Source organism: Microlunatus sp. YIM B11417, assembly GCF_059617205.1.
Genome location: NZ_JCAMPJ010000012.1, coordinates 93,077 through 118,763, shown reverse-complemented (window position 1 = coordinate 118,763; position 25,687 = coordinate 93,077). Strand labels below are relative to the sequence as shown.

Annotated in this window: 23 protein-coding genes; 4 read left to right on the top strand and 19 right to left on the bottom strand. The window is 70.4% G+C overall.

Features of this window, described 5'->3' with window-relative positions:
• Position 1 precedes the first annotated feature (1 nt).
• Positions 2-1,330, bottom strand: coding sequence for a dipeptidase (locus AC6CCG_RS31940; protein ID WP_496658893.1), 1,329 nt, complete (start codon positions 1,328-1,330; stop codon positions 2-4).
• Positions 1,331-1,359: 29 nt separating this feature from the next.
• Between AC6CCG_RS31940 and AC6CCG_RS31935 the strand changes: the two genes are divergently transcribed.
• Entirely contained in the window at positions 1,360-2,577 is a 1,218-nt protein-coding gene (locus tag AC6CCG_RS31935) for a pyridoxal phosphate-dependent aminotransferase (protein ID WP_496658892.1), read from the top strand.
• A gap of 390 nt (positions 2,578-2,967) precedes the next feature.
• Here the strand turns inward: AC6CCG_RS31935 and purL are convergent, their stop codons facing one another.
• Genes purL through AC6CCG_RS31910 form a run of 5 tightly spaced genes read right to left on the bottom strand, consistent with a single transcriptional unit; the run spans position 2,968 to position 9,781 of the window.
• The gene (gene purL / locus AC6CCG_RS31930) at positions 2,968-5,229 is read right to left on the bottom strand and encodes a phosphoribosylformylglycinamidine synthase subunit PurL (RefSeq protein ID WP_496658891.1); all 2,262 of its coding nucleotides are present in this window, start codon (positions 5,227-5,229) and stop codon (positions 2,968-2,970) included.
• A 26-nt stretch (positions 5,230-5,255) separates the two neighbouring features.
• Positions 5,256-5,933, bottom strand: coding sequence for a phosphoribosylformylglycinamidine synthase subunit PurQ (gene purQ / locus AC6CCG_RS31925; RefSeq protein ID WP_496658890.1), 678 nt, complete (start codon positions 5,931-5,933; stop codon positions 5,256-5,258).
• Positions 5,933-6,208 carry a phosphoribosylformylglycinamidine synthase subunit PurS gene (purS, locus tag AC6CCG_RS31920; protein WP_496658889.1) on the bottom strand — a complete coding sequence of 92 codons (276 nt, stop codon included), beginning with the start codon at positions 6,206-6,208 and terminating at the stop codon, positions 5,933-5,935. The genes purQ and purS overlap by 1 nt, the downstream gene beginning before the upstream one ends.
• A 28-nt stretch (positions 6,209-6,236) precedes the next feature.
• Positions 6,237-7,037, bottom strand: coding sequence for an ABC transporter permease (locus AC6CCG_RS31915; protein ID WP_496658888.1), 801 nt, complete (start codon positions 7,035-7,037; stop codon positions 6,237-6,239).
• Entirely contained in the window at positions 7,034-9,781 is a 2,748-nt protein-coding gene (locus AC6CCG_RS31910; RefSeq protein WP_496658887.1) for an ATP-binding cassette domain-containing protein, read from the bottom strand. Before AC6CCG_RS31910 ends, AC6CCG_RS31915 begins: the two co-directional genes overlap by 4 nt.
• A 595-nt stretch (positions 9,782-10,376) precedes the next feature.
• Here AC6CCG_RS31910 and AC6CCG_RS31905 point away from each other — a divergent pair.
• Complete coding sequence (locus AC6CCG_RS31905) at positions 10,377-10,571, top strand: PspC domain-containing protein (RefSeq protein WP_496658886.1); 195 nt, start codon at positions 10,377-10,379, stop codon at positions 10,569-10,571.
• Between the two features lie 115 nt (positions 10,572-10,686).
• On the top strand, positions 10,687-10,929 hold the full coding sequence (locus tag AC6CCG_RS31900; protein WP_496658885.1) for a helix-turn-helix transcriptional regulator: 243 nt from the start codon (positions 10,687-10,689) through the stop codon (positions 10,927-10,929).
• A gap of 7 nt (positions 10,930-10,936) precedes the next feature.
• Here the strand turns inward: AC6CCG_RS31900 and AC6CCG_RS31895 are convergent, their stop codons facing one another.
• The 6 genes from AC6CCG_RS31895 to purD all read right to left on the bottom strand — a co-directional run bounded on the left by AC6CCG_RS31895 (position 10,937) and on the right by purD (position 17,167).
• Positions 10,937-11,911 (bottom strand): ABC transporter ATP-binding protein, encoded by a 975-nt coding sequence (locus tag AC6CCG_RS31895; RefSeq protein ID WP_496658884.1) that lies wholly within the window; start codon positions 11,909-11,911, stop codon positions 10,937-10,939.
• A gap of 4 nt (positions 11,912-11,915) precedes the next feature.
• A complete protein-coding gene (locus AC6CCG_RS31890) occupies positions 11,916-12,725 on the bottom strand; it encodes an ABC transporter permease (protein WP_496658883.1) in 810 nt (269 codons plus the stop codon).
• Positions 12,718-13,512, bottom strand: coding sequence for an ABC transporter permease (locus AC6CCG_RS31885; RefSeq protein ID WP_496658882.1), 795 nt, complete (start codon positions 13,510-13,512; stop codon positions 12,718-12,720). Before AC6CCG_RS31885 ends, AC6CCG_RS31890 begins: the two co-directional genes overlap by 8 nt.
• Positions 13,513-13,625: 113 nt before the next feature.
• Complete coding sequence (locus AC6CCG_RS31880) at positions 13,626-14,174, bottom strand: SRPBCC domain-containing protein (protein WP_496658881.1); 549 nt, start codon at positions 14,172-14,174, stop codon at positions 13,626-13,628.
• A gap of 306 nt (positions 14,175-14,480) precedes the next feature.
• Positions 14,481-15,914 carry an adenylosuccinate lyase gene (purB, locus tag AC6CCG_RS31875; protein WP_496658958.1) on the bottom strand — a complete coding sequence of 478 codons (1,434 nt, stop codon included), beginning with the start codon at positions 15,912-15,914 and terminating at the stop codon, positions 14,481-14,483.
• A 2-nt stretch (positions 15,915-15,916) separates the two neighbouring features.
• Positions 15,917-17,167 (bottom strand): phosphoribosylamine--glycine ligase, encoded by a 1,251-nt coding sequence (gene purD / locus AC6CCG_RS31870; protein WP_496658880.1) that lies wholly within the window; start codon positions 17,165-17,167, stop codon positions 15,917-15,919.
• Between the two features lie 134 nt (positions 17,168-17,301).
• Here purD and AC6CCG_RS31865 point away from each other — a divergent pair, with 134 nt between their 5' ends.
• Positions 17,302-17,727 carry a PPOX class F420-dependent oxidoreductase gene (locus AC6CCG_RS31865; protein WP_496658879.1) on the top strand — a complete coding sequence of 142 codons (426 nt, stop codon included), beginning with the start codon at positions 17,302-17,304 and terminating at the stop codon, positions 17,725-17,727.
• On the opposite strand, the gene AC6CCG_RS31860 is transcribed toward AC6CCG_RS31865, so the two are convergent.
• Genes AC6CCG_RS31860 through AC6CCG_RS31830 form a run of 7 tightly spaced genes read right to left on the bottom strand, consistent with a single transcriptional unit; the run spans position 17,728 to position 25,610 of the window.
• Positions 17,728-18,825 carry an Lrp/AsnC family transcriptional regulator gene (locus AC6CCG_RS31860; RefSeq protein ID WP_496658878.1) on the bottom strand — a complete coding sequence of 366 codons (1,098 nt, stop codon included), beginning with the start codon at positions 18,823-18,825 and terminating at the stop codon, positions 17,728-17,730.
• Complete coding sequence (locus AC6CCG_RS31855) at positions 18,756-19,667, bottom strand: alpha/beta fold hydrolase (RefSeq protein ID WP_496658877.1); 912 nt, start codon at positions 19,665-19,667, stop codon at positions 18,756-18,758. The genes AC6CCG_RS31860 and AC6CCG_RS31855 overlap by 70 nt, the downstream gene beginning before the upstream one ends.
• Before the next feature lie 16 nt (positions 19,668-19,683).
• On the bottom strand, positions 19,684-20,928 hold the full coding sequence (locus tag AC6CCG_RS31850) for a M24 family metallopeptidase (protein ID WP_496658876.1): 1,245 nt from the start codon (positions 20,926-20,928) through the stop codon (positions 19,684-19,686).
• Positions 20,929-20,937: 9 nt separating this feature from the next.
• Positions 20,938-21,801, bottom strand: coding sequence for an ABC transporter permease (locus AC6CCG_RS31845; protein ID WP_496658875.1), 864 nt, complete (start codon positions 21,799-21,801; stop codon positions 20,938-20,940).
• Positions 21,798-22,751, bottom strand: coding sequence for an ABC transporter permease (locus AC6CCG_RS31840; protein WP_496658874.1), 954 nt, complete (start codon positions 22,749-22,751; stop codon positions 21,798-21,800). Before AC6CCG_RS31840 ends, AC6CCG_RS31845 begins: the two co-directional genes overlap by 4 nt.
• Before the next feature lie 4 nt (positions 22,752-22,755).
• Complete coding sequence (locus AC6CCG_RS31835; protein ID WP_496658873.1) at positions 22,756-24,402, bottom strand: ABC transporter substrate-binding protein; 1,647 nt, start codon at positions 24,400-24,402, stop codon at positions 22,756-22,758.
• Positions 24,402-25,610, bottom strand: a complete 1,209-nt coding sequence (locus tag AC6CCG_RS31830) for a dipeptidase (RefSeq protein WP_496658871.1) — start codon at positions 25,608-25,610, stop codon at positions 24,402-24,404. The genes AC6CCG_RS31835 and AC6CCG_RS31830 overlap by 1 nt, the downstream gene beginning before the upstream one ends.
• Positions 25,611-25,687 lie beyond the last annotated feature (77 nt).

Here is a 25,687-nt window from a genome sequence, read left to right as displayed (position 1 = left end):
GTCAGGCGGTCGCCAGCCGCTCCAGGAACAGCGCCTCGGCCAGGCAGGCGGCCCGGAAGTCGCCGAGGTGCAGGGATTCGTCGATCCCGTGCGCCCGGCACTTGGGGTCGCCGACGGCGGTGAGGAAGATCGCCGCCTCCGGGTACGCCGTCGCGAACTCGGCCGCCATCGGGATCGACCCGCCCTGGCCCATCAGCACCGGCTCGACGCCCCACGCCTCCGTGATCGCCCCGCCGAGTGCTTCCGCGAACGGGCCCTCGAACGGGATCCGGGACGGTCCGCCGAGATCTCCGGGGGTGACCGTCACCTGGGCGCCCCACGGTGCATGAGCGGTCAGGTGCTCGGTCAGACTGTGCAGGGCCGTGGGCGCGTCGTCGCCGGGCGCCAACCGCATGCTGATCTTGGCCCGGGCGGTCGCGTGCAGGGTGTTGGACGCCTTGGCCACCGGCGTCGCGTCCAGCGCGATCACCGCGATCGCCGGCTTGTCCCACAACCGCTGCCCGATCGTTCCCTCGCCGAGCGTCCGTACCGAATCGAGCATGCCCGACTCCGCCCGGAACCGGTCCTCGGGATAGTCGAGATCGGGCCCGGGGCCGGAGACCAGGCCCGGCACGACGACGTTGCCTTGATCATCGTGCAGTGTGGCCAGCAGCCGGCAGAGGGCGGTCAGCGCGTCCGGGGCGGCGCCGCCGAACGAGCCCGAGTGGATCGCATGATCCAGGGTGCGCACCTCGACGACGCAGTCGGCCAGGCCGCGCAGCGTCGTGGTCAGCGCCGGCCGGCCGGCCTCCCAGTTGCTCGAGTCGGCGATCACGAACGCGTCGGAGGCCAGTGCCGCGCGGTGTGCCGACAGCAGCTTGCCGAGCCCCGGCGAGCCGATCTCCTCCTCGCCCTCGATGAACAGCTTCACCCCGACCGGCGGCCGGCCGTCGAAGGCCCGCAGCGCCGCCAGGTGGACGGCCAGTCCGCCCTTGTCGTCCGCCGTGCCGCGGCCGTACAGCCGGCCGTCGCGTTCGGTGGCCTGGAACGGCGGGGCGGTCCACTGCGCCGGGTCGCCCTCGGGTTGCACATCGTGGTGCGCGTACAGGCAGACAGTCGGGGTCCCGGGCGGCGCCGGGAACGAGGCGATCACGGCGGGCTGGCTGGCCTCGGTGACGATCTCGACCGACGCGGCGCCGGCCTCGCGGATCAGGCTCGCCGTCAGCTCCGCGCTGGCCAGCACCTGGTCGGCGCGGGCCGGGTCGGCGCTGACCGACTCCACCGCGACCAGCCGCTTGAGATCATCCAGGGCTCCGGGCAGCACTCGCTGCACCGCTTCACGTACGCTCATGACGCACACCCTACGAAATGCGAGCAGCCATGCGTCCGATCATCCAGAGCCGCAAGCTTCGCGGAGTCCGCTACGACGTCCGCGGCCCGATCCTGACCGAGGCGGAGCGGCTGGAGGCCGAGGGCCACAAGATCCTCAAGCTCAACATCGGCAACCTGGCCCTGTTCGGCTTCGACGCCCCGGAGGCCATCGTCGCCGACATGGTGCACCACCTGCCGAACTCGCAGGGGTACGGCGACTCCCGCGGCCTCTACTCGGCCCGGACCGCGGTCGCCCACCACTACCAGGCCCGCGGCCTCACCGAGACCACGGTCGGCGACGTGTTCATCGGCAACGGGGTGTCGGAGTTGATCACGATGGTGCTGCAGGCCTTCGTCGACGACGGCAACGAGATCCTGGTGCCGGCCCCGGACTATCCGCTCTGGACCGGCGCGGTGACCCTGGCCGGCGGCACCCCGGTGCACTACCGCTGCGACGAGGAGAACGACTGGGACCCGGACCTGGCCGACATCGAGTCCAAGATCACCGAGAACACGCATGCGATCGTGATCATCAACCCGAACAACCCGACCGGCGCGGTCTACACCGAGGAGACCGTACGCAAGCTGGTGGACATCGCCCGCCGGCACGACCTGGTGATCTTCTCCGACGAGATCTACGAGAAGATCATCTTCGACGACGCGGTGCACCACCACACGGCGGCGTACTCCGGCGACGACGTGCTCTGCCTGACCTTCTCCGGCCTCTCCAAGGCCTACCGGGTCTGCGGCTACCGGGCCGGCTGGGTGATGATCTCCGGCCCGCGCCACCTGGCCGGCGACTTCCTGGAGGGGCTCACCCTGCTGGCCAACATGCGGATGTGCCCGAACGTCCCGGCCCAGCACGCGATCCAGACCGCACTCGGCGGCTACCAGTCGATCAACGAGTTCATCGAGCCCGGCGGCCGGTTCTACGAGCAGAGCAAGCTCGCCTGGCGACTGCTGAACGAGATCGACGGCGTCAGCTGCGTCGAACCGCGCGGCGCGCTCTACTGCTTCCCGAAGCTGGACACCGAGCTGTTCGGGATCGACGACGACGAGAAGTTCGTCCTCGACCTGCTCCGTGCCAAGAAGCTGCTGGTCACCCACGGCACCGGCTTCAACTGGCCCACCCCGGACCACTTCCGCCTGGTCACGCTGCCCGACACCGAGGTGCTCACCGAGGCCGTCGAGCGGATCGCCGACTTCCTGGACTCGATCCGCCGCTGACCCCGTCCCGGGGAGGCCGGTCGCCCGAGCGTGAGGTCCGGACCGCGGTACGTCGAGAGTCCGGTGGCCGGGGCCGGCCCTCCCCTCGCCGGACGACCGTCCTGCGCGTCTGGAGTCTGGTGCGCGATGGCGAATCAAGGGCGAGTCCGACCGCAGGATCCTCCCGGTGTCGGAGCTCGCCGTGTGAGCCCGATCCGCCCACGACCGGCCACCGCCGGTGATTCCGGAGCCTTCGCCTGCGGCCGGATCTGTCGCTGTGGCTCGGTTCCGTAGGCGTGTCGCGATTTCTCTGCGGATCAGGCGTTGCCGCGTGGCAGTCGCCCGGAGCGGCCCATGCGCAGAGCAATCGTGACACGCACCGAGTTGAGCGCCGCCCGTCGAGCCGCGCGGTCAGGCGACCCCGAGCGTCTCCGGTACGGGAGCGGTCCAGGTCGCCCGGATCCGGTCCAGCGGCAGCGTGAACTGGTCCTTGACCGCCAGCTCGGCCGCCTCGGTGACCTCGCCGAGCTTGGTCCGCGGGACGCCATGGGTGGCGCACAGGCCGAGGAACTCGGCCCGCGACTCCGGCCGGACCGAGACCAGCACCCGGCCGGAGCTCTCCGAGAACAGGGACACGAACGGGGTCAGGCCCTTGGGCAGTTCGATCTCGGCCCCGAGGCCGTGCCGCAGCGTCGTCTCCACCAGCGCCTGGGCCAGGCCGCCGTCGGACAGGTCGTGCGCGCTGGCCAGGATGCCGCGCCGCGACCCGGTGATCAACAACTCGGCCAGCCGGCGCTCATGATCGAGATCGAGCTCCGGCGGCCTGCCGCCGAGATGATCATGAACCACGCCGGCCCAGACGGAGCCCGCCAGTTCGTCGGCGGTCCGGCCGAGCAGGAAGATCATGTCGCCGGCCTGCTGGAACCCGGACGGGGTCCGCTTGGTCACGTCGTCGATCACGCCGAGCACGCCGACCACCGGCGTCGGCAGGATCGCCACGTCGCCGGTCTGGTTGTAGAAGCTCACGTTGCCGCCGGTGACCGGGGTGCCGAGCTCGCCGCAGGCCTCGACGAGGCCCCGGATCGCCTCGGAGAACTGCCACATCACGGCGGGTTCCTCGGGCGAGCCGAAGTTGAGGCAGTCGCTCACCGCGACCGGGCGGGCGCCCGACACGGCGACGTTCCGGTACGCCTCGGCGAGTGCCAGTTGCGCGCCCTGGTAGGGATCCAGGTAGCAGAACCGGCCGTTGCAGTCGGTCGCCAGCGCGACGCCGAGCCCGCTCCCTTCGTCGATCCTGATCATGCCGGCGTTCTCGGGCTGGGCCAGCACCGAGTTGCCGCGCACGTAGCGGTCGTACTGATCGGTCACCCAGGACCGGTCGCACAGGGCGGACGACCCGGCCAGCCGGAGCAGCGTGTCGGCGAGTTCCTCGCCGGTCTCCGGCCGGGCAAGATCATCGACGGTGCGGGCCTGCACCTCGTCCTGCCAGTCCGGGCGGGCCAGCGGGCGCTCGTACACCGGACCCTCGTGCGCCACCGTGCGCGGGTCGACGTCGACGATCGTCTCGCCGTGCCAGTCGATCACCAGCCGCTTGTCGGCGGTCACCTCGCCGACCACGGTCGCCTGCACATCCCACTTGGCGCAGATCTCCATGAACTTCTCGACATCGGCCGGCGCGACGACCGCCATCATCCGTTCCTGGGACTCGCTCATCAGGATCTCTTCGGGCGCCAGTGTCGGGTCCCGGAGCGGGACCAGGTCGAGCTCGACGTGCATGCCGCCGTCGCCGGCCGCCGCCAGCTCCGAGGTGGCGCAGGAGATCCCGGCCGCACCGAAGTCCTGGATGCCGTTGATCACACCCGCCGCGAAGAGCTCCAGCGTGCACTCGATCAGCAGCTTCTCCATGAACGGGTCGCCGACCTGGACGCTGGGCCGCTTCGCCGTGCTGCCGTCCTCGAAGGACTCCGAGGCCAGGATCGAGGCGCCGCCGATGCCGTCACCACCCGTCGCGGCGCCGTACAAGATCACCTTGTTGCCGGTGCCGGTGGCGTGCGCCAGGTGCAGGTCCTCGTGCCGCAGCACGCCGACGCAGAGCGCGTTGACCAGCGGATTTCCCAGATAGGTCGGATCGAAGCCGACCTCGCCGCCGACGTTGGGCAGGCCGAGACAGTTGCCGTACTGCCCGACACCGGCGACCACGCCCGGCAGCACCCGCGCGGTGTCCGGCGCGTCCAGCGGGCCGAACCGGAGCGAGTCCATCACGCCGATCGGCCGTGCGCCCATGGCCAGGATGTCCCGGACGATGCCGCCGACGCCGGTGGCCGCGCCCTGGAACGGCTCGACGTAGCTCGGGTGGTTGTGCGATTCGATCTTGAACGTGACCGCGTAGCCCTGGCCGACGTCGATCACGCCGGCGTTCTCGCCGATCCCGGCCAGCATCTTGCCGACCGGCGTCTCCTGAGTCAGCTCGCCGAACCGGCGCAGGTGCACCTTCGACGACTTGTACGAGCAGTGCTCGGACCACATCACCGAATACATGGCCAGCTCGGCCGAGGTCGGCCGGCGGTCGAGTATGGTCCGGATCCGCTCGTACTCGTCGGCCTTCAGGCCGAGATCGGCCCAGGGCTGCTCCTGATCAGGCGTCTTGGTCGCGTTCTCAACGGTGTCGGCCACGTGAACCATTCCTAGGTACGGGGCCGTCAGGCCCGGGCGGCGAGAAAACTCAGGACGCTCTCGAAGAACGGCCGTCCGTCGGTGGTCGGTCCGGTGAGGGTCTCGACGTTGTGCTCCGGGTGCGGCATCAGGCCGACCACGTTGCCGCGCTCGTTGCAGATGCCGGCGATGTCGCGGTACGAACCGTTCGGGTTGCCGTTGAGGTAGCGGAACACGACCTGACCCTCGCCCTCGAGCCGGTCCAGGGTCGGCTCGTCGGCGACGTACCCGCCCTCACCGTTCTTGAGCACGATGGTGATCTCCTGGCCCAGCTCGAACGCCGACGTCCAGGTGGTGTCGGTCGACTCGACCCGCAGCCGCTGGTCCCGGCAGACGAAGGTCCGGACGTCGTTGCGGACCAGCGCACCGGGCAGCAGATGCGCCTCGCAGAGGATCTGGAAACCGTTGCAGATGCCGAGCACCGGCATCCCGGCCTCGGCCGCGCTGATCACCTCGGTCATGATCGGGGCGAACCGGGCGATCGCACCGCAGCGCAGGTAGTCGCCGTACGAGAAGCCGCCGGGCAGGATCACCGCGTCGACGCCGTCCAGCGAGTCGCTGCCGTGCCACAGCGGGACCGGCTCCGCGCCGGTCAGCCGGACCGCCCGCAGCGCGTCCTGGTCGTCGAGCGAGCCGGGGAAGGTGACGACACCGATGCGAGGCATCAGGCCGTGACCTCGGCCGCCGCTTCGCCGGACTCGGCCTCCACCCGGACCGTGAACGTCTCGATCACGGTGTTCGCCAGCAGCGTCTCCGCCGCCTTCTCCACCTCGGCGAGCCGCTCCGGGGTCGCCTCGCCGTCCAGTTCCAGTTCGAACCGCTTGCCCTGCCGGACCGAGATCCCCGAGAAGCCGAGTCGACCGAGTGCGCCGGTGACGGCCTTGCCCTGCGGATCGAGAATTTCCGGCTTCGGCATCACATCCACCACTACGCGCGCCATGCCCGGAATCCTATCGGCAGCTCGCTGGTCACTCGACATCGCGGCGGATGGTGAGCAGGGTCCCGATGACGCCGGGAACCAGACACCAGCCGATCAGCACCATCATCGCCAGTCCGGGCGGGAACGGGCTGGCGCTGAGCATCATCAGCGGACTGTGGCTCTGCACCATCGCGGCGGTGGCGCCGCTGGGCAGCAGGTTCTGCACCAGGGTCCAGCCCTGCTGGGCGAAGATGGCGGCGAGCGTCGGGTCGACCAGGAAGCAGAACCCGAGCACCACGGCGAGGGTGATCACGACGTCGCGGATCAGCACGCCGGCGGCACAGCCGATCAGCGACCAGATCGCGATCGACAGCACCCCGAGCAGCAGCGCGCCCCAGGTGGCGCCCTGGTCCAGGAACAACGAGCCGCCGCAGGCGATCACGAAGCCGATCGCGACCACCACGCCGATGACGACGCTGATCAGGCCGATGATGAGGCCGACCAGGAGCTGGGCCCCGGCCTTGGCGCCGATCACGCTGTAGCGGTTGGGCGTCGAGAGGTACGTCTGCGCCAGCGTCTTGTGGCTGTACTCCCGGCACATCGCCATCACGCCGGAGACGACGGCAAGGATCCGGGTCATCGGGACGGCCCCGTTGAGGATCGCGATCACCGCTCCGGGATCCCGGCTGAGCACCGCCACGGGCTGGCCGGCCGCCAGTTCGGGCCGGATCACCAGCAGCCCGGTCAGGACCGCCGATCCCAGGCCGAGCAGCAGTCCGAGCAGCACCAGCACCCGGCTCGGCCGGTCGGCCCGGACCTTGAGGAGTTCGGCTCGGAGGACACCGATCATGCAGCGCCCTCGAGCGCGCTGAAGAACAGCTGCTCCAGGTCCAGTTCCTCGCGGACGAGTTCGTACACGATGAGGTCGGAGCGGTAGAGCCGGAACCCGATCTCGTTCACGTCCTGGCTTCGTACGCGGAGGAAGCGGCCCTCCTCGTCACCGCAGACGATCGTCTCGGCCAGGTCGGCCAGCGCGGACCGGGCCGCGCTCAGGTCGTCCACCCGGACCCGGGTGGTGCCGCCGGCCGCGGCCAGTCCGGCCATGTCGATCGTGTCGAGCAGCCGGCCGTCCCGGATCACCACCACGTCGTCGACGATCTGCTGGGCGTCCTTGAGCAGGTGGGACGAGATCAGCACCACCCGACCGGTCGCCGCGAACGAGCGCAGGAACCCGCGCAGCCAGCGGATCCCCTCCGGGTCGAGGCCGATCGCCGGCTCGTCCAGGATCAGGTAGTCCGGCTCGCCGAGCAGGGCGCCGGCGATCGCCAGCCGTTGCTGCATCCCGAGCGAGTACGTCTCCGCGGGCCGGGCCGCCGCGTCGGCCAGGCCGACCAGGTAGAGCAGATCGTCCACCTGCTCGTCGCTGACCCCCGCGGTCGCGGCCGCCACCCGGAGGTGATCCCGGCCGCTGTGCCGCGGATGGAAGTTCCGGCCGAGCACCGTACCGACCCGGCGCTGCGGGTGCCGGAGGCTGGCGTACGCGTAGTCGCCGAAGGTTGCCGTACCGGAGGCCGGCCGGGTCAGCCCGACCAGCATCCGCAGCGTCGTCGTCTTGCCGGCGCCGGTCGGCCCGAGCAGGCCGGTGACCCGGCCCGGCTGGGCCGTGAAGGACAGGTCGCGGACCGCCCAGCGCTCGTCGAACTGCTTGCTCAGCCCGTCGATCAGGATCGGCTCGACGTCGACCGCCGGCATCAGGTTCGCGTCGACCTGCAGCGCGCCGCTGCGGGCGCCGGAGCGCCGGCCCCGGCCGCGGGCCTCCGGTTCCGGGCGGGGGCGGGGTTGCGGCCTCGGCTCCGGGCGGGCGGCCGGTTCGGGCCGCTCCCGTCGTTCCGGACGGTCGGTACGGGTCCGTGGGTCGGGCTTGCCGCGCGTCTCGGGGGCGAGCCAGGAGCTGGGATCGATCCGGCGTTCCGCACCGGGCGGCGGCTCCGACCGGTCCCGCCGCTCCGGTCGCGGCGGCGCGTCGGCGGCGAAGCGGGAGATCCGCGGCTCGGCCTCCGTCGGGCTCGGGACCGGGGATTCCACCCGGCGGCTGGGCCGCGAGGTCGTGGCCGGGGCGGCACCGGAGATCAGGGCCTCGAAGGAGCGCTCGCTCAGGTACGCGTTCTCGGACTGCTCGCGTACGGACTCCGAGCTCGACTCGCGGCGCGACGCCTCGCGGCGCGAAGGCTCGGGGCGCGACGGCTCGGGCTCAGGGCGGGGCGGCTCGGGCGCCCGCGGCGGGGTCGGTTCGGACCGGGCCGCGGCGGCGGTGGACTCCCGCGCCGACACCTCGCGAGCGGCCGGGGACACCTCGACCGGACGGGACGCGGCCCGCGAGGGTGCCCGCTCGGTCTCGGCCGCCCGGCTCCGCGGCTCCGCCGTGCGGTTCGATGGCGGCGACCGGAACAGGTCGGCGGGCGACGACGCCTCCGACCAGTACGAACTGTCGACCGTCAGCGGCGACGGCAGCGACTGCGACGCCGACCCGGCGGAGCGCGCCGGCGCCGGATCGGCCGACCGCGGCGTCGGGATCGGGGCAGCGGACCGCGGCGACGGGACCGGATCGACCGAGCGAGACGGGGGCGTCGGCTCGGCCCTACGAGACGACGGGACCGGATCGACGGCACGAGACGACGGACCCGGATCGGCCGCGCGAGAGGACAGGGCCGGATCGGCGGAACGCGTCGGTTGGACCGGCTCGGAGGAGCGAGCGGGCCCGGCGGCCCGCGACGCCGGCGGCAACGGGTCCGCGGACCGAGATGACGGAGTCTCGGGCCGGCCGGGGTGATCGGAGCGAGTCGGCCGGTCGTACCGCTCCCGAATCGACGCCTCCGCACGCGACGGGCGAACGGGTTCGGGGGCGGGCAACCGCTCCCGCGCGGCCGGCCGGTCCGCGACCTGGTGGCGCTCCGGCGTCGCCTGCCGCTCGGCTGCCCCTGGCCGCTCGGCCACCGATGGCCGCTCGGGCACGATCGAGCGTTCCGGTGCGATCGAGCGTTCCGGTGCGATCGAGCGTTCCGGCACAGCCGAACGCTCGGGTGCCGCCGAACGCTCCGGGTCTGCCGGGCGCTGCGAGGACCGATAGGGCTCTGGGGCCACCGACCGCGCGGGACGCCAGGACTCCGGCGACGGCCGGCCTGGTTCGGGTGCGGCGCTGCGGCCTGGCTCCGGGTAGGCCCGCGACGGTCGTTCCCCGCGGCTGCCGGCCGGGGCCGGGTCGGCCGCCCGGCGGCTGGCCGACGCGGGAGCGGACGGCTCGACGGTTCGGGACCGGGCACCTGCGACGGGCTCGGGCGGAGCGGCCCGCCGGCTCGGGATCCCCTCGGCATGCTCGTGCCGCGACGGCGTGGCCGCCGACCGGGCCGGGGCGGATCGGGCCGACCGCGGCGGCTCGCCGTAGCGGCCGGGCTCCGCGGCCCGGCCGGGCTGGACCGGACGAGAGGGATCGGCGCCGACCGACCGCCCCGGGGCCGCCGGTCGCCCCGGCTCGGCCGTCCGGCTCGGCGAGGCGGACCGTCCCGCCTGCTCGCCGTACCCACGGTTGGTCGGCATCGCGGCACGACTCGGGTCGGGACGACGGTTCCCGGCACCCGGGTCGGCGGGGCCGGACCGTCGCGGAGCGGGCACCGGGTCGGCCGGAACCGCCGGATGCTCATCGGTGTCGTCGGCCTGCCGCGGCGGCCGTGCCCGTTGCTGGGGGGATGGTGTCCGGGGTACCGCCGCCCGTCCCGCCGACGCTCCGCGCGCCGGCTCGGTCACCGGGGCCGATTCCCGTACCGGAAGCGTTGTCGGCGCAGCGTCAGCCGCGTCGTCAACAACCGCTCGGCGCGGATGAACCACGTTCGCCTACCTCGTCCGGAGAAAGGTACATCGCAGCAACCCCCGAAGCCGCCCAGGTTCAGGCCACGGGTTAGCGGAGAAGGTGAGTAACCACGGCCTTGAGGGCTAACCTACAGCGCTCAGCAGCGAGGGGCGGACAGGGTTGCCGAACGTGTCCACATCCGGGGACACCCGACGTCTCGGGGTGTCACCCATCGGGTCCCTGAGCGACTCCCGGAGGATGCCTGCACAACGGCCTTCAGGCGGGTACGGATACGGCAGAGTGGGGAACATCGAACGCAACACCGATCCAGTCCGGGAGGACACCATGGCTACCCTCGCCCGACCGCGCAACGACCGGATGATCGCGGGGGTGTGCTCGGCCATCGGTCGCCGGTTCGGCATCTCCGCCAACGTGGTCCGCGTCATCTTCGTCCTGTCGATGCTGCTCCCCGGCCCGCAGATCCTCATCTACATCGGCGGCTGGCTGTTGATCCCGGAAGAGGGTTCGTCCCGGCTGTGAACCGGGTCACCCTGCGGAACCCGGCCCGGTCGTCGAGACGTTGCTCCGGTACCGGCCGGCACTGTCAGACGTCAGGTGTTCAGTAGCGGCCAGAGTCGTGAAGGAGACATGAATCATGAAGGAGATCACTCTTCCCAAACCCACCGCGGCCGATTACCTGGCCGAGGAAATTCAGGCTCGCGGCTGGGGGGTCGCCGGGTTTGCCGCCCGATCGGGGATCGCGCTCGAACTGTTGAAGGACATTCTGGCCGGCGCCAGTTCGATCAATCTGCAGACTGCACGTCGGCTCGCCATCGCGACCGGCACCACCATCTGGACCTGGCTCCGGGTCGGCGACGAGGACTTCGCCTTCGCCTGATCGACCGTCAGGACGCGACCTGACCGTGGTAGAGAGTCCGGACGATCTCCTCGATCGCCGGCTCCTCCAGGGTCAGGTCGACCACCTCGGCCTGGGCCGAGACCTCCGCCAGCACCCGCGCCGCCGTGGTCTGTTCCGGTGAGAACGCGAGCCGCTGCCGCTGACCATCCAGTTCGGTGCCGATGTTCTCGGCGCCGGCGACCTGCAGCGGCGCGTGCGCCTCGGTCAGGTCGACCACCAGGACCCGCTGCAGCGCGACCCGTTCGGCCAGCCCGTTCAGGGTTCCGTCGTACGCGAGCCGTCCGTGGTCGACCACCAGCACCCGTTCGCACAGCCGCTCGATGTCGCCCATGTCGTGGGTGGTCAGCAGCAGCGTGGTGCCCTGCTGGGCCCGCTCGGCCTGAAGGAAGTTGCGCAGCCGCTCCTTGCTGATCATGTCCAGGCCGATCGTCGGCTCGTCCAGCACCAGCAGCCGCGGCCGGTGCACCAGCGCGGCCGCCACCTCGCCCCGCATCCGTTCGCCGAGCGACAGCTGGCGTACGGGGGTGTCGAGGAGGTCCCCGAGCGCCAGGTCGGCGATCAGCTGGTCGATCCGCGGCCGGGCGTCCTCGGCCCGGATCCGGTGGATCGCGGCCAGGATCCGGAACGACTCCCGCAGCGGCAGGTCCCACCAGAGCTGGCTGCGCTGGCCGAACACGACACCGATCTCGCGGGCCAGCCGGCGCCGATTGGCCACCGGCTCCATGCCACAGGTCCGCACCGTTCCGGCCGACGGGACCAGGATCCCGGTGATCATCTTGATCGTGGTGGACTTGCCGGCCCCGTTGGCACCGATGTAGCCGCACGCCTCGCCCGGCTGGATCGTCACGCTGATCCCGTCGACGGCGTGCACCTCACGCTTGGCCCGGCGCAGCAGGCCGGCCTTGGACCGGACCACGAAGGTCCGGCGCAGGTCGGTGAACTGGATGATGGGTTCGGACATCGGCTTACCCTCCGGCTCCGGTGAACTTGCGGACTCCCGACCGCCAGGCGAATCCCGCCAGCAGCCAGGCCCAGATCGCGAACAGCGGGGCGAACCAGCCGAGCCAGCTCGGCAGCAGCGCCGGCCCGGGCTCCCCCATGATCAACAACGCCGGCAGGTACGCGGTCACGGTGGCCGGGATGACGAACGTGAACAGCACCCGGACCGGCAGCAGCAACACGCTGCCCGGCAGCTGGCCGGCGTAGCCGCCGCCGTACACGAACGCGTTGGTGAACTCGGCGCCGTCGATCACGTGGAACTGGATCCCGCCGGCCAGGGTGAACATGGCACCGTAGATCGCGGCGCCGGTGATCGGCGTGATGATCAGCAGGTAGAGCGTGCCCGGTGTCATCGGCAGGCCGAGCGCGGCCCAGGCGACGATCAGGATGATCAAGCCGACCAGGGCCCGGCCGAGCCGGCGCAGCTGGATGTCGGCGGTGATCATCTGGGTCATCAGCGGCATCGGCCGGACCAGGAAGGACTCCAGCTTGCCCATCCGCAGGTACTGCGGGATCGAGTCCAGCTGGCCGAAGATCATGTCGGCGATCGAGAAGCCGAGGTTGGCCAGCGCGAACACCAGCGCCGCCTGGGCCAGGGTGAGCCCGCCCAGCTGCGGCACATTGGCCAGCAGCACGTAGATCTCGGCGAACTCGACGATCCCGACCAAGATCGAATTGAAGGTCTCGACGGTGAAGCTCAGCCGGTACGAGGCCTGCGCCCGGATCCGTGAGCCGAGCACAGTCCGGTACGACTCGAGCACGGACAGTTCAGCCACCCTGCACCACCAATCGTCGGGACGCGCGGTGCTGCACCAGCCGGGCCAGGGCGAACGTCCCGGCCAGCCAGGCAGCCTGGATGCCGATCACCTGCAGCGCCGCCAGGCCGGAGGCCCGGCCGGAGAACACATCGATCGGGAACTGCAGGATGGACGGGAACGGCGTCGCGTACGCGATCGTCCGGAGCCAGTCCGGGAACAGGTGTACCGGGACGAACAGGCCGCAGAAGAAGCTGCTGACCACCACCGAGACGCCGACCAGGCCGCGGATGTCGATCACCCAGAACGCGGCCAGGTTGATCAAGAACTTCAGCGTGAAGCTGATCGACACGGCCAGCACCATGCTGACCACCCCGATCAGGTACGACAGCGGAGTCGGCGGCAGCGCGACGCCCATGACGAGCGCACCGATCAGGAACGGCGGCAGCCCGCGTGCCGGCAGCGTGAACGCGGCCCGGCCGAGATCCCTGGCCCACCAGGAGAAGTAGAGGTCCACCGGACGCGCCAGGTCCACGGCGATGTCGCCGTTCTTGACCCGGTCGGCGATCTCCGACCAGCCCCAGATGGCCACCGAGGCCAGCAGCGCCTGACCCAGCCAGACATAGCTGGACGCCTGCTCCCTGGTGTAGCCACCAAGATCACCGCCGGCACTGTCCACCGCACCCAACAGCACACTGGCCCGGATGAATCCGAAGACCGAGTTGGTGAACACACCGGCGACGACCGCCATCCGGTAGCTGCTGAACCTCCGGAACTCCGCTCGGGCGAGTTCTGCGAAGGTATGCACAATCGCGGGACTCTAGGAACCCCGGGCTTGCGGGTCAACGCAGAAAGGTGTGTCGCGAATCGACTGCGGCGTGTCGGGCGGGTCGCCAGTCGGGAGTCCCGGCCGGTCCATGATCACGACGGAGCCGGCCGGGCGCGCTCGGCGTCGGCCTTGAGCGCGGCGGCGAAGGCGCGGCCGGGGGCCGGGTCGACGCCGAAGGCGGCGGCGTACCGCTCGTGGGTCTCCGCCCAGTCCTGGTGGGCGACCTCCTCCGAGATCGGGCGGCCGGCCAGCAGCGGTTCCAGCCGGGACAGGTAGGCGTGCCAGCCGGCGGCGGTCTGGGCGACCGGCTGGCCGTCGCCGACCACGTGGATGAAGACGAGCCGGCAGCCGTCGTCGCCCTCCGGACTCAGGTCGAAGCTGTGCCGCTGGTCGCCGTAGGTCCAGGCCAGCCGGCGCGGCGGATCGACCTCGGTCACTTCGCCGGTCGCTCCGCCCGCCTCGAAGGTCTCGCCGACCGCCGGGGTCCAGTCGGCGGCGGCCGGGAACCAGCGTTCCAGCCGTTCCGGCACGCTGACCGCCTGCCAGACCTCGTCCACCGAGTACGGCAGCACACGCTCGAAGCGCAGTGCCCGCCGCCCGTCGATCATCTCCAGGGTCCCGTCAGGTGACTTGCTGGCCATGGGCCCATAGTGTCAGGACCGGAACCGGCGCGGCTGCTGCCGTACCTCGAAGGTCCGGCCGAGTCGGTCGGCGCCTTCGCCGCCCGAGCGGAAGGCAAGTGGCACGATCTTGCACTCTGCGGCATCGGGGTACCGATTTCTCGAGCGTTGAGCGGCAGCAAACCGCAATCCTGTGCCACAACCTCACGAGAACAGGACCTGGCTCGCCTCGATGGCTCACCACTGTGGCGATCCGGGCGGCGACGGCGCGCCGCCGTTCCAGTCTGTGGGGGTGACTTCCGACCGGGTCCGCCTCACTTCCTGCTGTCAGAGGGTCGGACCAGGCTGGTAGGCGGCGGCTTCGGGGTGGGTGTCGGTGAGGTCGGCGATGCGGGCGGCCAGGGCCTGGACCTGCTGCGGGGCGACGCCGGCCAAGTCGAGCGGGTCGGCGACCAGGGCGTCCAGGTCGGCCCGGGTCAGGCCGAGGCGGCCGTCGGCGGCGAGCCGGTCGTAGAGGTCGTTGTCGGGCCGGCCGGACTGGCGTTGATCAAGTGCGACGGCCACCGCGTGTTCCTTGATCGCCTCGTGCGCGGCCTCCCGGCCGACGCCGCGCCGGACCGCGGCCATCAAGATCTTGGTCGTCGTCAGGTACGGCAGGTAGCGGCGCAGCTCGGCGTCGATCACGGCCGGGTAGGCGCCGAAGTCGTCCAGCACCGTGAGGAACGTCTCGAACAGCCCGTCCAGGGCGTAGAAGGCGTCGGGCAGCGCGACCCGGCGGACCACCGAGCAGGACACGTCGCCCTCGTTCCACTGGTCGCCGGCCAGCTCGCCGATCATGGAGACGTAGCCGCGGATGATCACCGACAGACCGTTGACCCGTTCGCAGGACCGGGTGTTCATCTTGTGCGGCATGGCGCTGGAGCCGACCTGGCCGGGCCGGAAGCCTTCGGTGACCAGTTCGTGCCCGGCCATCAGCCGGATGCTGGTGGCCACGTTGGACGGCGCGGCGGCGGCCTGGGCCAGCGCGGTGACCACCTCGTAGTCCAGTGAGCGCGGGTAGACCTGGCCGGTGCTGGTCAGCACGGCGTCGAAGCCGAGGTGTTCGGCGACCCGCTGCTCCAGCCGGGCCAGCTTGCCGGCGTCGCCGCCGAGCAGGTCGAGCATGTCCTGGCCGGTGCCGACCGGACCCTTGATCCCGCGCAGCGGATAGCGGTTGATCAACTCCTCGATCCGCCGGTACGCGATGATCAACTCATCGGCAGCGGTGGCGAAGCGCTTGCCCAGCGTGGTGATCTGAGCCGCGACGTTGTGCGACCGGCCGGCCATCGCCAGCTCCCCGTACTCGACGGCGAGACGGCCCAGCCGGGCCAGCACGGCGACGATCCGGTCCCGGACCAGCCGCAGCGAATCCAGCTGCTGCAGCTGTTCCACGTTCTCGGTGAGGTCCCGGCTGGTCATGCCCTTGTGGACGTGCTCGAAGCCGGCCAGGTCGCTGAACTCCTCGATCCGGGCCTTGACGTCGTGCCGGGTGACCCGTTCCCGCTCCGCGATCGAGGCGAGATCGACCTGCTCGACGACCTTCGTGTACGCGTCGATGACGGTCGCCGGGTCGTCGCCGCCGAAGTCGACGCCAAGATCACGCTGGGCCGCCAGCACGGCCAGCCAGAGTCGCCGTTCGGCGATGATCTTCTGCTCCGGCGACCAGATCGCCCGCATCGCCTCCGAGGCATACCGCGAGGCCAGCACGTTCGGCACGACCATGATCAACTCCCAACCGTGGCGGCGGCAGCCGCTGCACCGATGTCACGTCGATAGAAGGACCCGTCCAGCCCGATCCGCTCGATCCCCCGGTACGCCAGCTCCCGTGCGGCACCGAGATCGACACCGGTGCCGACCACCGCGAGCACCCGGCCGCCGGAGCTGACCAGTCGACCTTGATCATCGAGCGCGGTCCCGGCGTGGACGGCGTGCACGCCGTCCGGCAGCTCGGGAATCGACAACGGATCGAGGCTGCGCGGCGCCTCCGGGTAGCCCTGGCTGGCCAGCACCACCGTCACGGCGGCGCCGTCGGCCCACTCCAGCTCCGGTTGACCGGCCAGCTCGCCGGCGGCAGCGGCGGCCAGCAGGGTGGCCAGTGGTGTCCGCAGCAGGGGCAGCAGGGCCTGGGTCTCCGGGTCGCCGAACCGGGCGTTGAACTCGACCACCCGGGTGCCGCGAGCGGTCAGTGCCAGGCCGGCGTAGAGCAGCCCCACGAACGGGGTGCCGCGCCGGCGCAGTTCGTCCACGGTCGGTTGCAGCACGGTCGCCAGCACCTCGGCGACAAGATCATCGGGCGCCCACGGCAGTGGCGTGTAGGCGCCCATCCCGCCGGTGTTGGGACCCGCGTCGTCGTCGTACGCCCGCTTGAAGTCCTGCGCCGGCCGCAGCGGCCTCACCTCGGTGCCGTCGCAGATCGCGAACAGGCTCACCTCGGGCCCGTCCAGGAACTCCTCGATCACCACCGGCGCGCAGCGCAGCGCGTGCTCGAGCGCGAGCCCGCGATCATCGGTGACGACGACGCCCTTGCCCGCGGCCAGCCCGTCGTCCTTGACCACATAGGTCGGCCCGAACTCGTCCAGCGCGGCCTCGATCTCGGCCTGGGTGGTGCAGTTGCGCGACTGCGCGGTCGGCACGCCGGCCGCGGCCATGATCTCCTTCGCGAAGGCCTTGCTGCCCTCGATCCGGGCGGCCGCACCGGACGGCCCGAAGACGGCGATGCCGGCCTCCCGTACCGCGTCGGCGACACCGGCCACCAGTGGCGCCTCGGGCCCCACCACGACCAGGTCGGCCGCCAGCCGGCCGGCCAGTGCGGCGACCGCGGCGCCGTCCAGCTGATCGACCGGATGCAGGGTCGCGATCTCGGCGATCCCCGGGTTGCCGGGGGCGACGTGGACCTCGTCCACCGCCGGGTCTGCTGCGATCGCGAGGGCGAGCGCGTGCTCGCGCCCGCCGGAACCGATGATCAGGACGCGCATGCCGGCCAGCCTAACCAACCGGGGCCCCCGCGACGTTGTTCGGGGGAGCGCAGCGGAGGAGAAGAACGTCGTGGGGTGGTCCAGCCGGGTGCGGCGCGGGAATAACCGGCGGCGGAGCGGGCTTGCAGCCTGACGTGACCGATTTCGAGCCTCGCGACCTGCTCGCGGCGAGCAGCCTCGGTGTCCTGGCGACGATCAAGGCCAACGGCCTGCCGCAGCTGTCGCCGGTGACGCCCTTCTACGACAGGGAGAACGAGACGATCCTGGTCTCGATCACCGAGGGCCGGGCCAAGACGGCGAACCTGCGCCGGGATCCGCGGGCCGCTCTGGAGGTGACCAGCGCCGATGGCGGCTCCTGGGCCACCGCCGAGGGCCGGGCGACGCTGATCGGCCCGGGCACCGACCCGGCCGGCCCCGAGGTCGAGGCGCTGGTCGACTACTACCGCAAGGCGGGTGGCGAGCATCCGGACTGGGACGAGTACCGCTCCGTGATGGTCTCCGACCGCCGGGTGCTGCTGGTCCTCGACGTGCAGCATGTGTACGGAGCCAAGATCCGCTGATCAACCCGGCAGGTCGCGGGCCCGGACCTGGGTCCGCCACCACGGCGTCTCGACGAAGCCGCGTTTCGGGTTGAGCAGTTCCATGCTGGCCTCCCAGCCGTCGACTCCCTCGAGGTGGGACAACGTCTCGGTGATGAACCGGTAGAGCTCCTCGTTACTGTCCGCGATCACCTCGCAGAACAAGGAGTTCTGGTCCAGCGTCGCGGCCAGGTAGCGCACCGACGAATGCGGTACGAGTCCGTCCACGACACCGTCCAGGTAGCCCGGCCGCACCTTGACGATGATCAAGGTCTCCGCGCCCATCCCCAGGGCAGCCGCGGGCACCAGCGTGATCACGTCCACGCAGCGGTTCTGCCGCATCCGCTCGAACCGGCGGCGGACGCTGCTCTCGTTCATCCCCAGCTCGGCGCCGATCGCCTTGAAGGTGGTCCGGCCGTCCTGCTTCAACGCGGCCAGGATCTGCCAGTCCACGTCGTCGAAATGGTCCGGCGCGCACTCGGCCGGCGTACTGGCCGGTGCCTCGTCGGGCTCCGAGGCCAGCCGCTCCGTGAGCAGCTGCCGGCTCCAGTCGTGGCCGACCTTGTAGACGTGCAGCAGCAGATCACTGCGCCACCGCTCGATGCCGTCGATCGACTGCAGCGGCGAGATCAGGTCCGGGTAGTGCGAGGCGCCGCCGCGGACCATGATCTCGGCGACGATGTCGTACTTGCCGGTGACCAGGGACAGGAATCGGACGTCCGGCCGGGAGACCAGCGCGCGGGCGACCTCGAGCTGGGTGCCGGGCGTGCAGTTGATCCGCACCACGAACATGTCGACCTGGCCGAAGCTGCTCGGCGTCGGCAGCACGGTGATCTTGACGACACCGTCGGCGATCAACTGCTGGCCGCGCCGGGTCACGGTGGCCACCGAGGAGCCGATGATCTCCGCGATCGAGGTCCAGCTGGCCCGCCCGTTCTGCTGCAGGGCAACGATGATCCGCCGGTCGAGCTCGGTGAGATCGTCGATGACACGAAGATCCACGGGTGCGGTCAGCGCGTCGTAGACGTGGAGATCCCCGGATAGACCTCGGCCAGGAAGTCCCGCACCGTCGTCGTCCATGCTGAAGCCTCCTCGATCTGTGGCGAGTGCCCCGACCGTTCGAAGATCACCAGCCGCGAGTCGGGGATCAGGCCGGCGATGGTCTCGCTGCAGGATACGGGGGTGATCCAGTCGGTGCGGCCGACCGTGATCAACGTCGGCGCGGTCACGCCGGGCAACTGCGGCTTCAGATCGTAGTTCGGGAGGTTGGTCGAGAAGGCGTAGTTGTGCGCCTGGTAGCGATACGGCGTCGCGGCGACCTTGCGCTCCACCGACGCCGGGTCGTAGTTGAAGTCGTACAGCGGAAGGATCTCCCGCCAGCAGTCCCGAAGATCATCGTCGTCGGCGACCTGGCCCGCGTCGATCCGGTCGAACTTGGCCATGTCCACGGTGACCCGGTCGGAGGCGAGGGCGTTGCGCCGGGCCAGTTCCGAGTGTGAGTTGTCGGCGGCGGTGTCGCGGAGCACCAGCGCGGCCACCCGGTCCGGGTAGCGGATCGCGTATTCCATGGCCATGAACCCGCCGTACGAGCCGCCGGCCATGCAGATCCGCTCGGCTCCGATCCACTCCCGCAGCGCGTCGAGGTCCGCGGCCCACTGCTCGTGGCTGAACGTGCCGTGGCCCTCGCTCTGGCCGGAGCCGCGGGCGTCGAAGACGACCACCCGGTACGAGTCCGCGAGCCGGCCGAAGCTGGCCTTCGGTTCCGCCCGGGAGCCGAGCCCGGGCGCGCCGTGATGGGTGATGATCACCGGCGCGTCCTCGGGACCGAGCACCTCGACGGCGAGCCGGTTGCCGTTGATCATGATCAGCTCGGCGTCGCCCTCGGCGCGGGCAAACTCGGCGGTGGTGTCGGTTCCGGACACGGGCAACTCCTTGCGGTCAGACGGGAACGGTGCAGGACTCGAGGTCCCTGGGGAAGGCGGTCAGCGGGCGGGACCCGTCGGCCGTGACCAGCATGCTGTCGCTGATCCGGTAGCCGGCGTGCCCGGGCAGGTAGATCCCCGGTTCGTTGGAGACGATCATGCCCGGTGCGAGCACGGTCGGGTCGCCGTCCTCGAGCCACGGCGGTTCGTGCATGCCGAGGCCGATCCCGTGACCCTGCCGATGCCGGAGGAACTCGCCCAGGCCGGCGTCACGGATCGCGTCGAGGCAGATCCGGTTGGTCTGCCGGCATTCGGCGCCGGGCCGGATCGCCTCGCCGCCGATCCGTTGCGCCCGTTCGATCGTGCCGTGGTAACGGCGTTGATCATCGGTGGGTACGCCGAGCACGAAGGTCCGCTCGCCCTCGACGTAACGGCCGCCGACCGCGCATCCGAGCGAGAGCATGAACGTGTCACCGGGCCGGAGCCGATAGCCGCTGGGCAAACCGTGCGGGTACGCGCTGTTGGCACCCGCGTAGACCAGGCCGCCGGCCAGCATCGGCACCACGACGACATCGCTGTGTTCGGCGTACATGGTGGCGGTGCCGATCTTGGTGATGTGCGCGGCCAGCTCCGCCTCGCTCGGCAACTCGGCACCGGAGCCGATCGCCTCCGTGATCAGGGCGACGCCGCCGGTGATCATCAGGTCGGTGATCCGGGCCGCCTCGGCGTGCAGCGCGATCTCCTCGTCGAACTTGCGGTACCGGGCCTCCGTGATCAGCGAACTGGGCTGCCAGTCGGCCACGCCGAGGGCCTGCTGGGCCGCGGCCAGCCGGGCGTGACTGATCGCCGTACCGAAGCCGATCCTGGTCGCCGCCGGCAGCGGACCGACCAGGTCGGCCAGCGCGGCGAACGGCGGGCGGATGCCGGGGAACTCGTCGAAGACCGCGAACTCGGCCCGCGCCCGCTGAGCCTCGGCATGCTCGCGTTCCAGCTCCGGCAGCAGCAGCGCGCACCGGCCGTCGGCCTGCAACCAGACCGCGACCGGCCGCTCGCACGGATGATGGAAGAAGCCGGTCAGGTAGGCGACATCCTCCGGGTCGTCGGTGAGGATCGCCGCCAGGCCGTCCGCGGTCAGCCGATCGATCACCCGTCCCTGTACGCGGTCGAAGAACTCCGGGGCCAGTCGCTGGGCGAAGCCGGCCCGCCCTTCGACAGGCTCAGGGATCGTCGGTCGGGTCGGCTCGGTGGTCGTCGCGTTCATGATCACTCCTCACCGCTTCCGGGAGCGCGGGTTGCGGGCGTCGTTGTACGCGATCGAGAGGCAGGTGGCCGAGAGCACCAGCAGCAGGATCGCCGCCGACGGGAACAGGGTGAGCCACCAGGAGCTGGACATCGCGCCGGACTGCTGGGCCTCGTAGAGGATCCGGCCCCAGGACCAGGTGTTCGGGTCGCCGAGGCCGAGGAAGGCCAGGCCCGCCGCGGACAGCACGGCCCGGGAGGCGGTCACGACGACCGACACGACGATCACCGGCGTCACCGCGGGCAGCACGTGCCGCCCGATGATCCAGACCGGCGACGTGGTCATCAGCCGCGCCGCGTCCACGTACGGCAGCCCGACCACGGTCAGCGCCTGGGACCGGACGATCCGGGTCACCTCCGGCCAGGAGAACGCGGCCACCACGGCGATGATCGTGCCGGTGCTCGGCCCGACCAGGGCCGCGGTCAAGATCATCAACGGCAGCACCGGCAGCGACAGCACCAGGTCGACCAGCACGCTGATGATCTTGTCCAGCCAGCGGAAGTAGGCGCCCACCACGGCCAGCAGGGTGCCGATGACGATCGCGATCGCCGAGGCCGCGAAGGCGACCAGCAGGCTCTGCCGGCTGCCCCAGACGACCGATGCATAGACGTCCCGGCCCAGCGCGTCGGTGCCGAACCAGTAGCCGGCCCCGGGCGGCCGCAACACGTCGATACCGTAGCTCGCCGGGTACGGAGCGAGCAGCGGAGCAGCGGCGGCGACCAGGATCAGCAAGATCAGGACGGCGCCGGCGAAGACCCCGAGCGGTTCCCGCCGGAACGCCCGCCAGGTGGCTGACCGCGGGCTCTCCACGGCGGTCGTGACGGCGGCACTCATACCTTCACCCTCGGGTCCAGGAAGCCGTAGACGAGATCGGTGATCATGTTGGCCGCGACGACCGTCAGGGCCAGCAGCAGGAACGCGCCCTGCAGCACGGCGTAGTCGAGCTGGGTCACCGCCTCGTAGATCGCGCGTCCGATCCCCGGGTAGGCGAACACGGTCTCGGTCAGCACCGCGCCGCCGACCAGGAAGCCGAGCTGCAGGCCGATCAGCGTGGTCGCCGGCAGCAGGGCGTTGCGCAGCGCGTGCTTCCAGAGCACCCGGGCCGGCGACAGCCCGTTGGCCCGGGCCAGCGTGACGTAGTCCTCACCGAGGGCGTCGATCAGCGTCGACCGCATCGTGAGCACGTACGAGCCGAGCTGGATCAACATCAGCGACACGGCCGGCAGGATCAGGTGGCGCAGCACGTTGCCGTACCACTCGGCGCCGTAGACGCCGGTGTCGTAGGCGCCGCCGATCGGCAGCCAGCCGAGCCGGAGCCCGAACAGGAACAGCAGCAGCACGGCCAGGCTCGGCACGAAGATCGACTGGCCGGTGACGCCGAAGATCTGCACCGCACGGTCCAGCAGCCCGCCGCGCCGGGACGCGGCGAGCACCCCGAGCGGGATGCCGATCAGCACCGTCAGCACCAGTGCGGTGCCGGCCAGCAGCAACGTCCACGGCAGCCGGGCCAGCAAGACGTCGGCGACCGGGATCTGTTGGGTGAAAGAGATCCCGAGATTGCCCTGGAGCAACTGGCCGAGGTAGAGGCCGTACTGGATCGGCAGCGGCTGGTCCAGCCCGTAGGAGGCCAGGATCGCCGCCCGGGTCTCCGGCGTCATGTTCGTGCTGGCCAGGGCCAGGGCCGGGTCGCCGGGCAGCAACCGCAACATCAGGAACGTCACGGTCACGGCGAACCAGACCGTGAGCACGCCCCGCCCGAGCCGGGCCAGCACGAACCTCAGCACCGGGTCACTTCACCTTGGCGGCGCCGGCCACCGACTCGGGGTTGACGATCGACAACAGCTCGGACGGCTTGGCCTGGAACCCGTCCCACTCGTCGGAGTAGGCGAAGTAGAGGTTCTGCGTGTACATGATGTTGTCGTACATCTGGTCCCGGACAATCTTGGCCGCCTGACGCATCAGGGCGATCTTCTGCTGCTTGTCCTGGGTCACCGCCGCGTCGTTGATCAACTTGCTCAGGGCCGGGTCGTCGACGTAGCTGTAGTTGATCACACCGCCGGGCAAGTAGGTCAGCGTCATGTTGGTGACCGGGTCGTCCATGATCGCGAAGTTGCCGGCGTAGATGTCGAAGTCACCCTTGTCGGTCTTGGCCAGGTAGGTGTTCCGCTCCATCCCCTGCAGTTCGATCTTGATCCCGGCCTTCGCCGCGGAGTCCTTGATCATCGTCACCCACTGCGAGGTGACGCTGTCCTGCAGCGAGTAGATCAGCCGGAAGCTCGGCTCGAACATGCCGTCCGCGCCCGGCTGGTAGCCGGCCTGCTCCATCAGCTGGCGGGCCTTCGCGGTGTCGAACGCGTACTCGGTGATCGACGGGTCGTGATAGTCCGCCAGCACCGGCATCAGCGGGCTGTTCCCGGTCGAGACGGCCTGCCCCTGCAGCACCACGGTGCGGATCGCGTTGTAGTCGACCGCGTGCGCCAGCGCCTGCCGTACCTCGACCTTGGCCAGATCCGGCTTCGTCATGTTGTACGTCAGGTGGGCATAGCCGAGGCCCTTGGACTCGGCGATCTTGATCCCGGCCGTGCTGCGCAGCTTCTCCACCTGGGCCGGCGGCAGCGCGTTCGCGATCACGTCCACCTCGCCGCTCTGCAGGGCGAGGATCTCGGTGTTCACGTCCGGGTAGACCCGGTAGACGACCTGCTTCGGCCCGGGCTTACCGCCCTCGACCAGCGGATAGTCGTCCACACGGTCCAGGGTGTAGCTCTGGCCGACCTGAACGCTCTTCAGCTGGTACGGGCCGGCGCTGACCCAGCCGCCGTCGGACCCGTCGTTGGCGAACGAGGCGACCGACTTCGCCTTGCCGAACACGTGTTTCGGCACGATGTTGCCCCAGAAGCCGATCTCTTCGATGATCGACGTGTCCGGCTTGGCCAGCTTCAGTTCGACCCTGGTCGCCGACACCGCCTCGGCCGAGGTGAAGTTGGCCAGCTGGCCGTAGAAGGTGCCGGAAGGCTTATCCTTCTTCACCGTGTTCAGGGTCCAGGCGACGTCCTCGGCGGTCAGCTTGGTGCCGTCGCTCCAGGTGAAGTCGTCCCTGATCTCGTAGAACCCGGTGGTCGGGTCGACGTAGCCCCACTCGGTGGCCAGATGGGCCGTCTTACTGCCGTTGTCGGCGATGCCGAGCAGGTGCGGGTACATCAGGTTGGTGATCCAGTAGTCACTGCGGCTGTTGCCGATCAACGGGTTGTAGTTGACCACGTCGGTGGTCGTCGCGATCGTCAGCGTCGGATCGGCGACGGCACCGCTGCTCGATGCCGCCGGATCTCCGGCGGGGCCGGTCGGGGCGGTCGGCGCGCAGGCGGCGGCCATGATCATGATCACCACCCCGGCCAGCAGGCCCAGGGCGTTGGCGCGTGCGCGCGGACGCGGGTTCATCAGATCCATACCTCCTCAAGAACCCGCAGCGTGTTGCCACCGACGACGGCCCGGATCTCGTCGTCCGAGTAGTCGTGCTTGACCAGCCAGCCGATGATGTTGAAGAACTCCTCGGCCGGGTTCTCCAGACCGTCGACGTACTCGACCTCGTCGAACTCCACGCCGGCGTGCGCCTGACCGATCGACAGGTTGCCGGCGAACGCGTGGTGCAGGCCGACATGATCACCGAACAGGGTGTCCGGACCGAAGCTCACGTGCTCCAGGCCGACCAGGTCGACGCAGTAGACGAAGTGGTCCATCACCGATTCGATCGAGTGCCGCGGGTGCTGCGGCGACAGGGTCGTGTGCGGGGCCGCCTCGAGCCCGATCACGCCGCCGCGCTTGGCGCACTCGACGATCGTCTCGTCGGTCTTCATCCGGTTGGTCGGCCAGACGGACCGGGCCCCGGCGTGCGTGATGAAGACCGGCTTCTTGGACGCCTTGATCACGTCGACACAGGTCTGGTCGCCGGAGTGCGAGATGTCGATCGCGATGCCGAGCTTGTTCATCCGCTCGACCGCACGTTCGCCGAAGTACGTCAGCCCGCCGTCGCGGCGTTCCTTGAGGCCGCTGCCCAGCGTGTTGGCCTCCGAGTAGGCGATGCCCATCTGCCGGACGCCGAACCCGTACAGGACGTCGAGCCGGTCGACCTCGTTCTCGATCATGGTCGAGGCCTCGAGCGCGAAGACGTGCGCGATCCGGCCGGTCTGGTGCGCGTACTCGATGTCGGCCAGCGTCTCGCCCTTGATCACGAAGTCCTGGTGGGCCAGGTCGGCCATCCGGACGCCGAGGTCGAACAGGACGTCGGTGTACTTCCAGCCGGCGTCGCTGCTGATGCAGCAGGTGCCGTCCATGCCGTTGTCGAAGACGGCGGTCAGGCCGGAGCGGGACAGGCCCTCGTAGCCGGTGGGTTCGCGGCCCTGGCGGATGTGATCACGCAGCTGCCCCATGTCCTCGGGGAACACCTGGACGTGATCATGGAGCGAGATCACCTTCTCGTCCGCCAGCAGCCGGCGGGTCCGCTCGCGCTGGGCGTCGTTGAGGTCGAGTCCCGTGTATTCGGGCACTCGGTTGATCTGCTTGGCGTAGCGGAACTCCCGGAAGTCCTTGCCGGCCTCCAGGTAGTCGTACGCCGTGTAGCCGGTGTAGCGCTTCGCGGGCTCCAGCACAGTCTGCTCTCCTTCATCGAGCGTCGGCACAACAATCGCTAGGTTGACCGATCGTCGGCACGAATGTCAATCGTGAT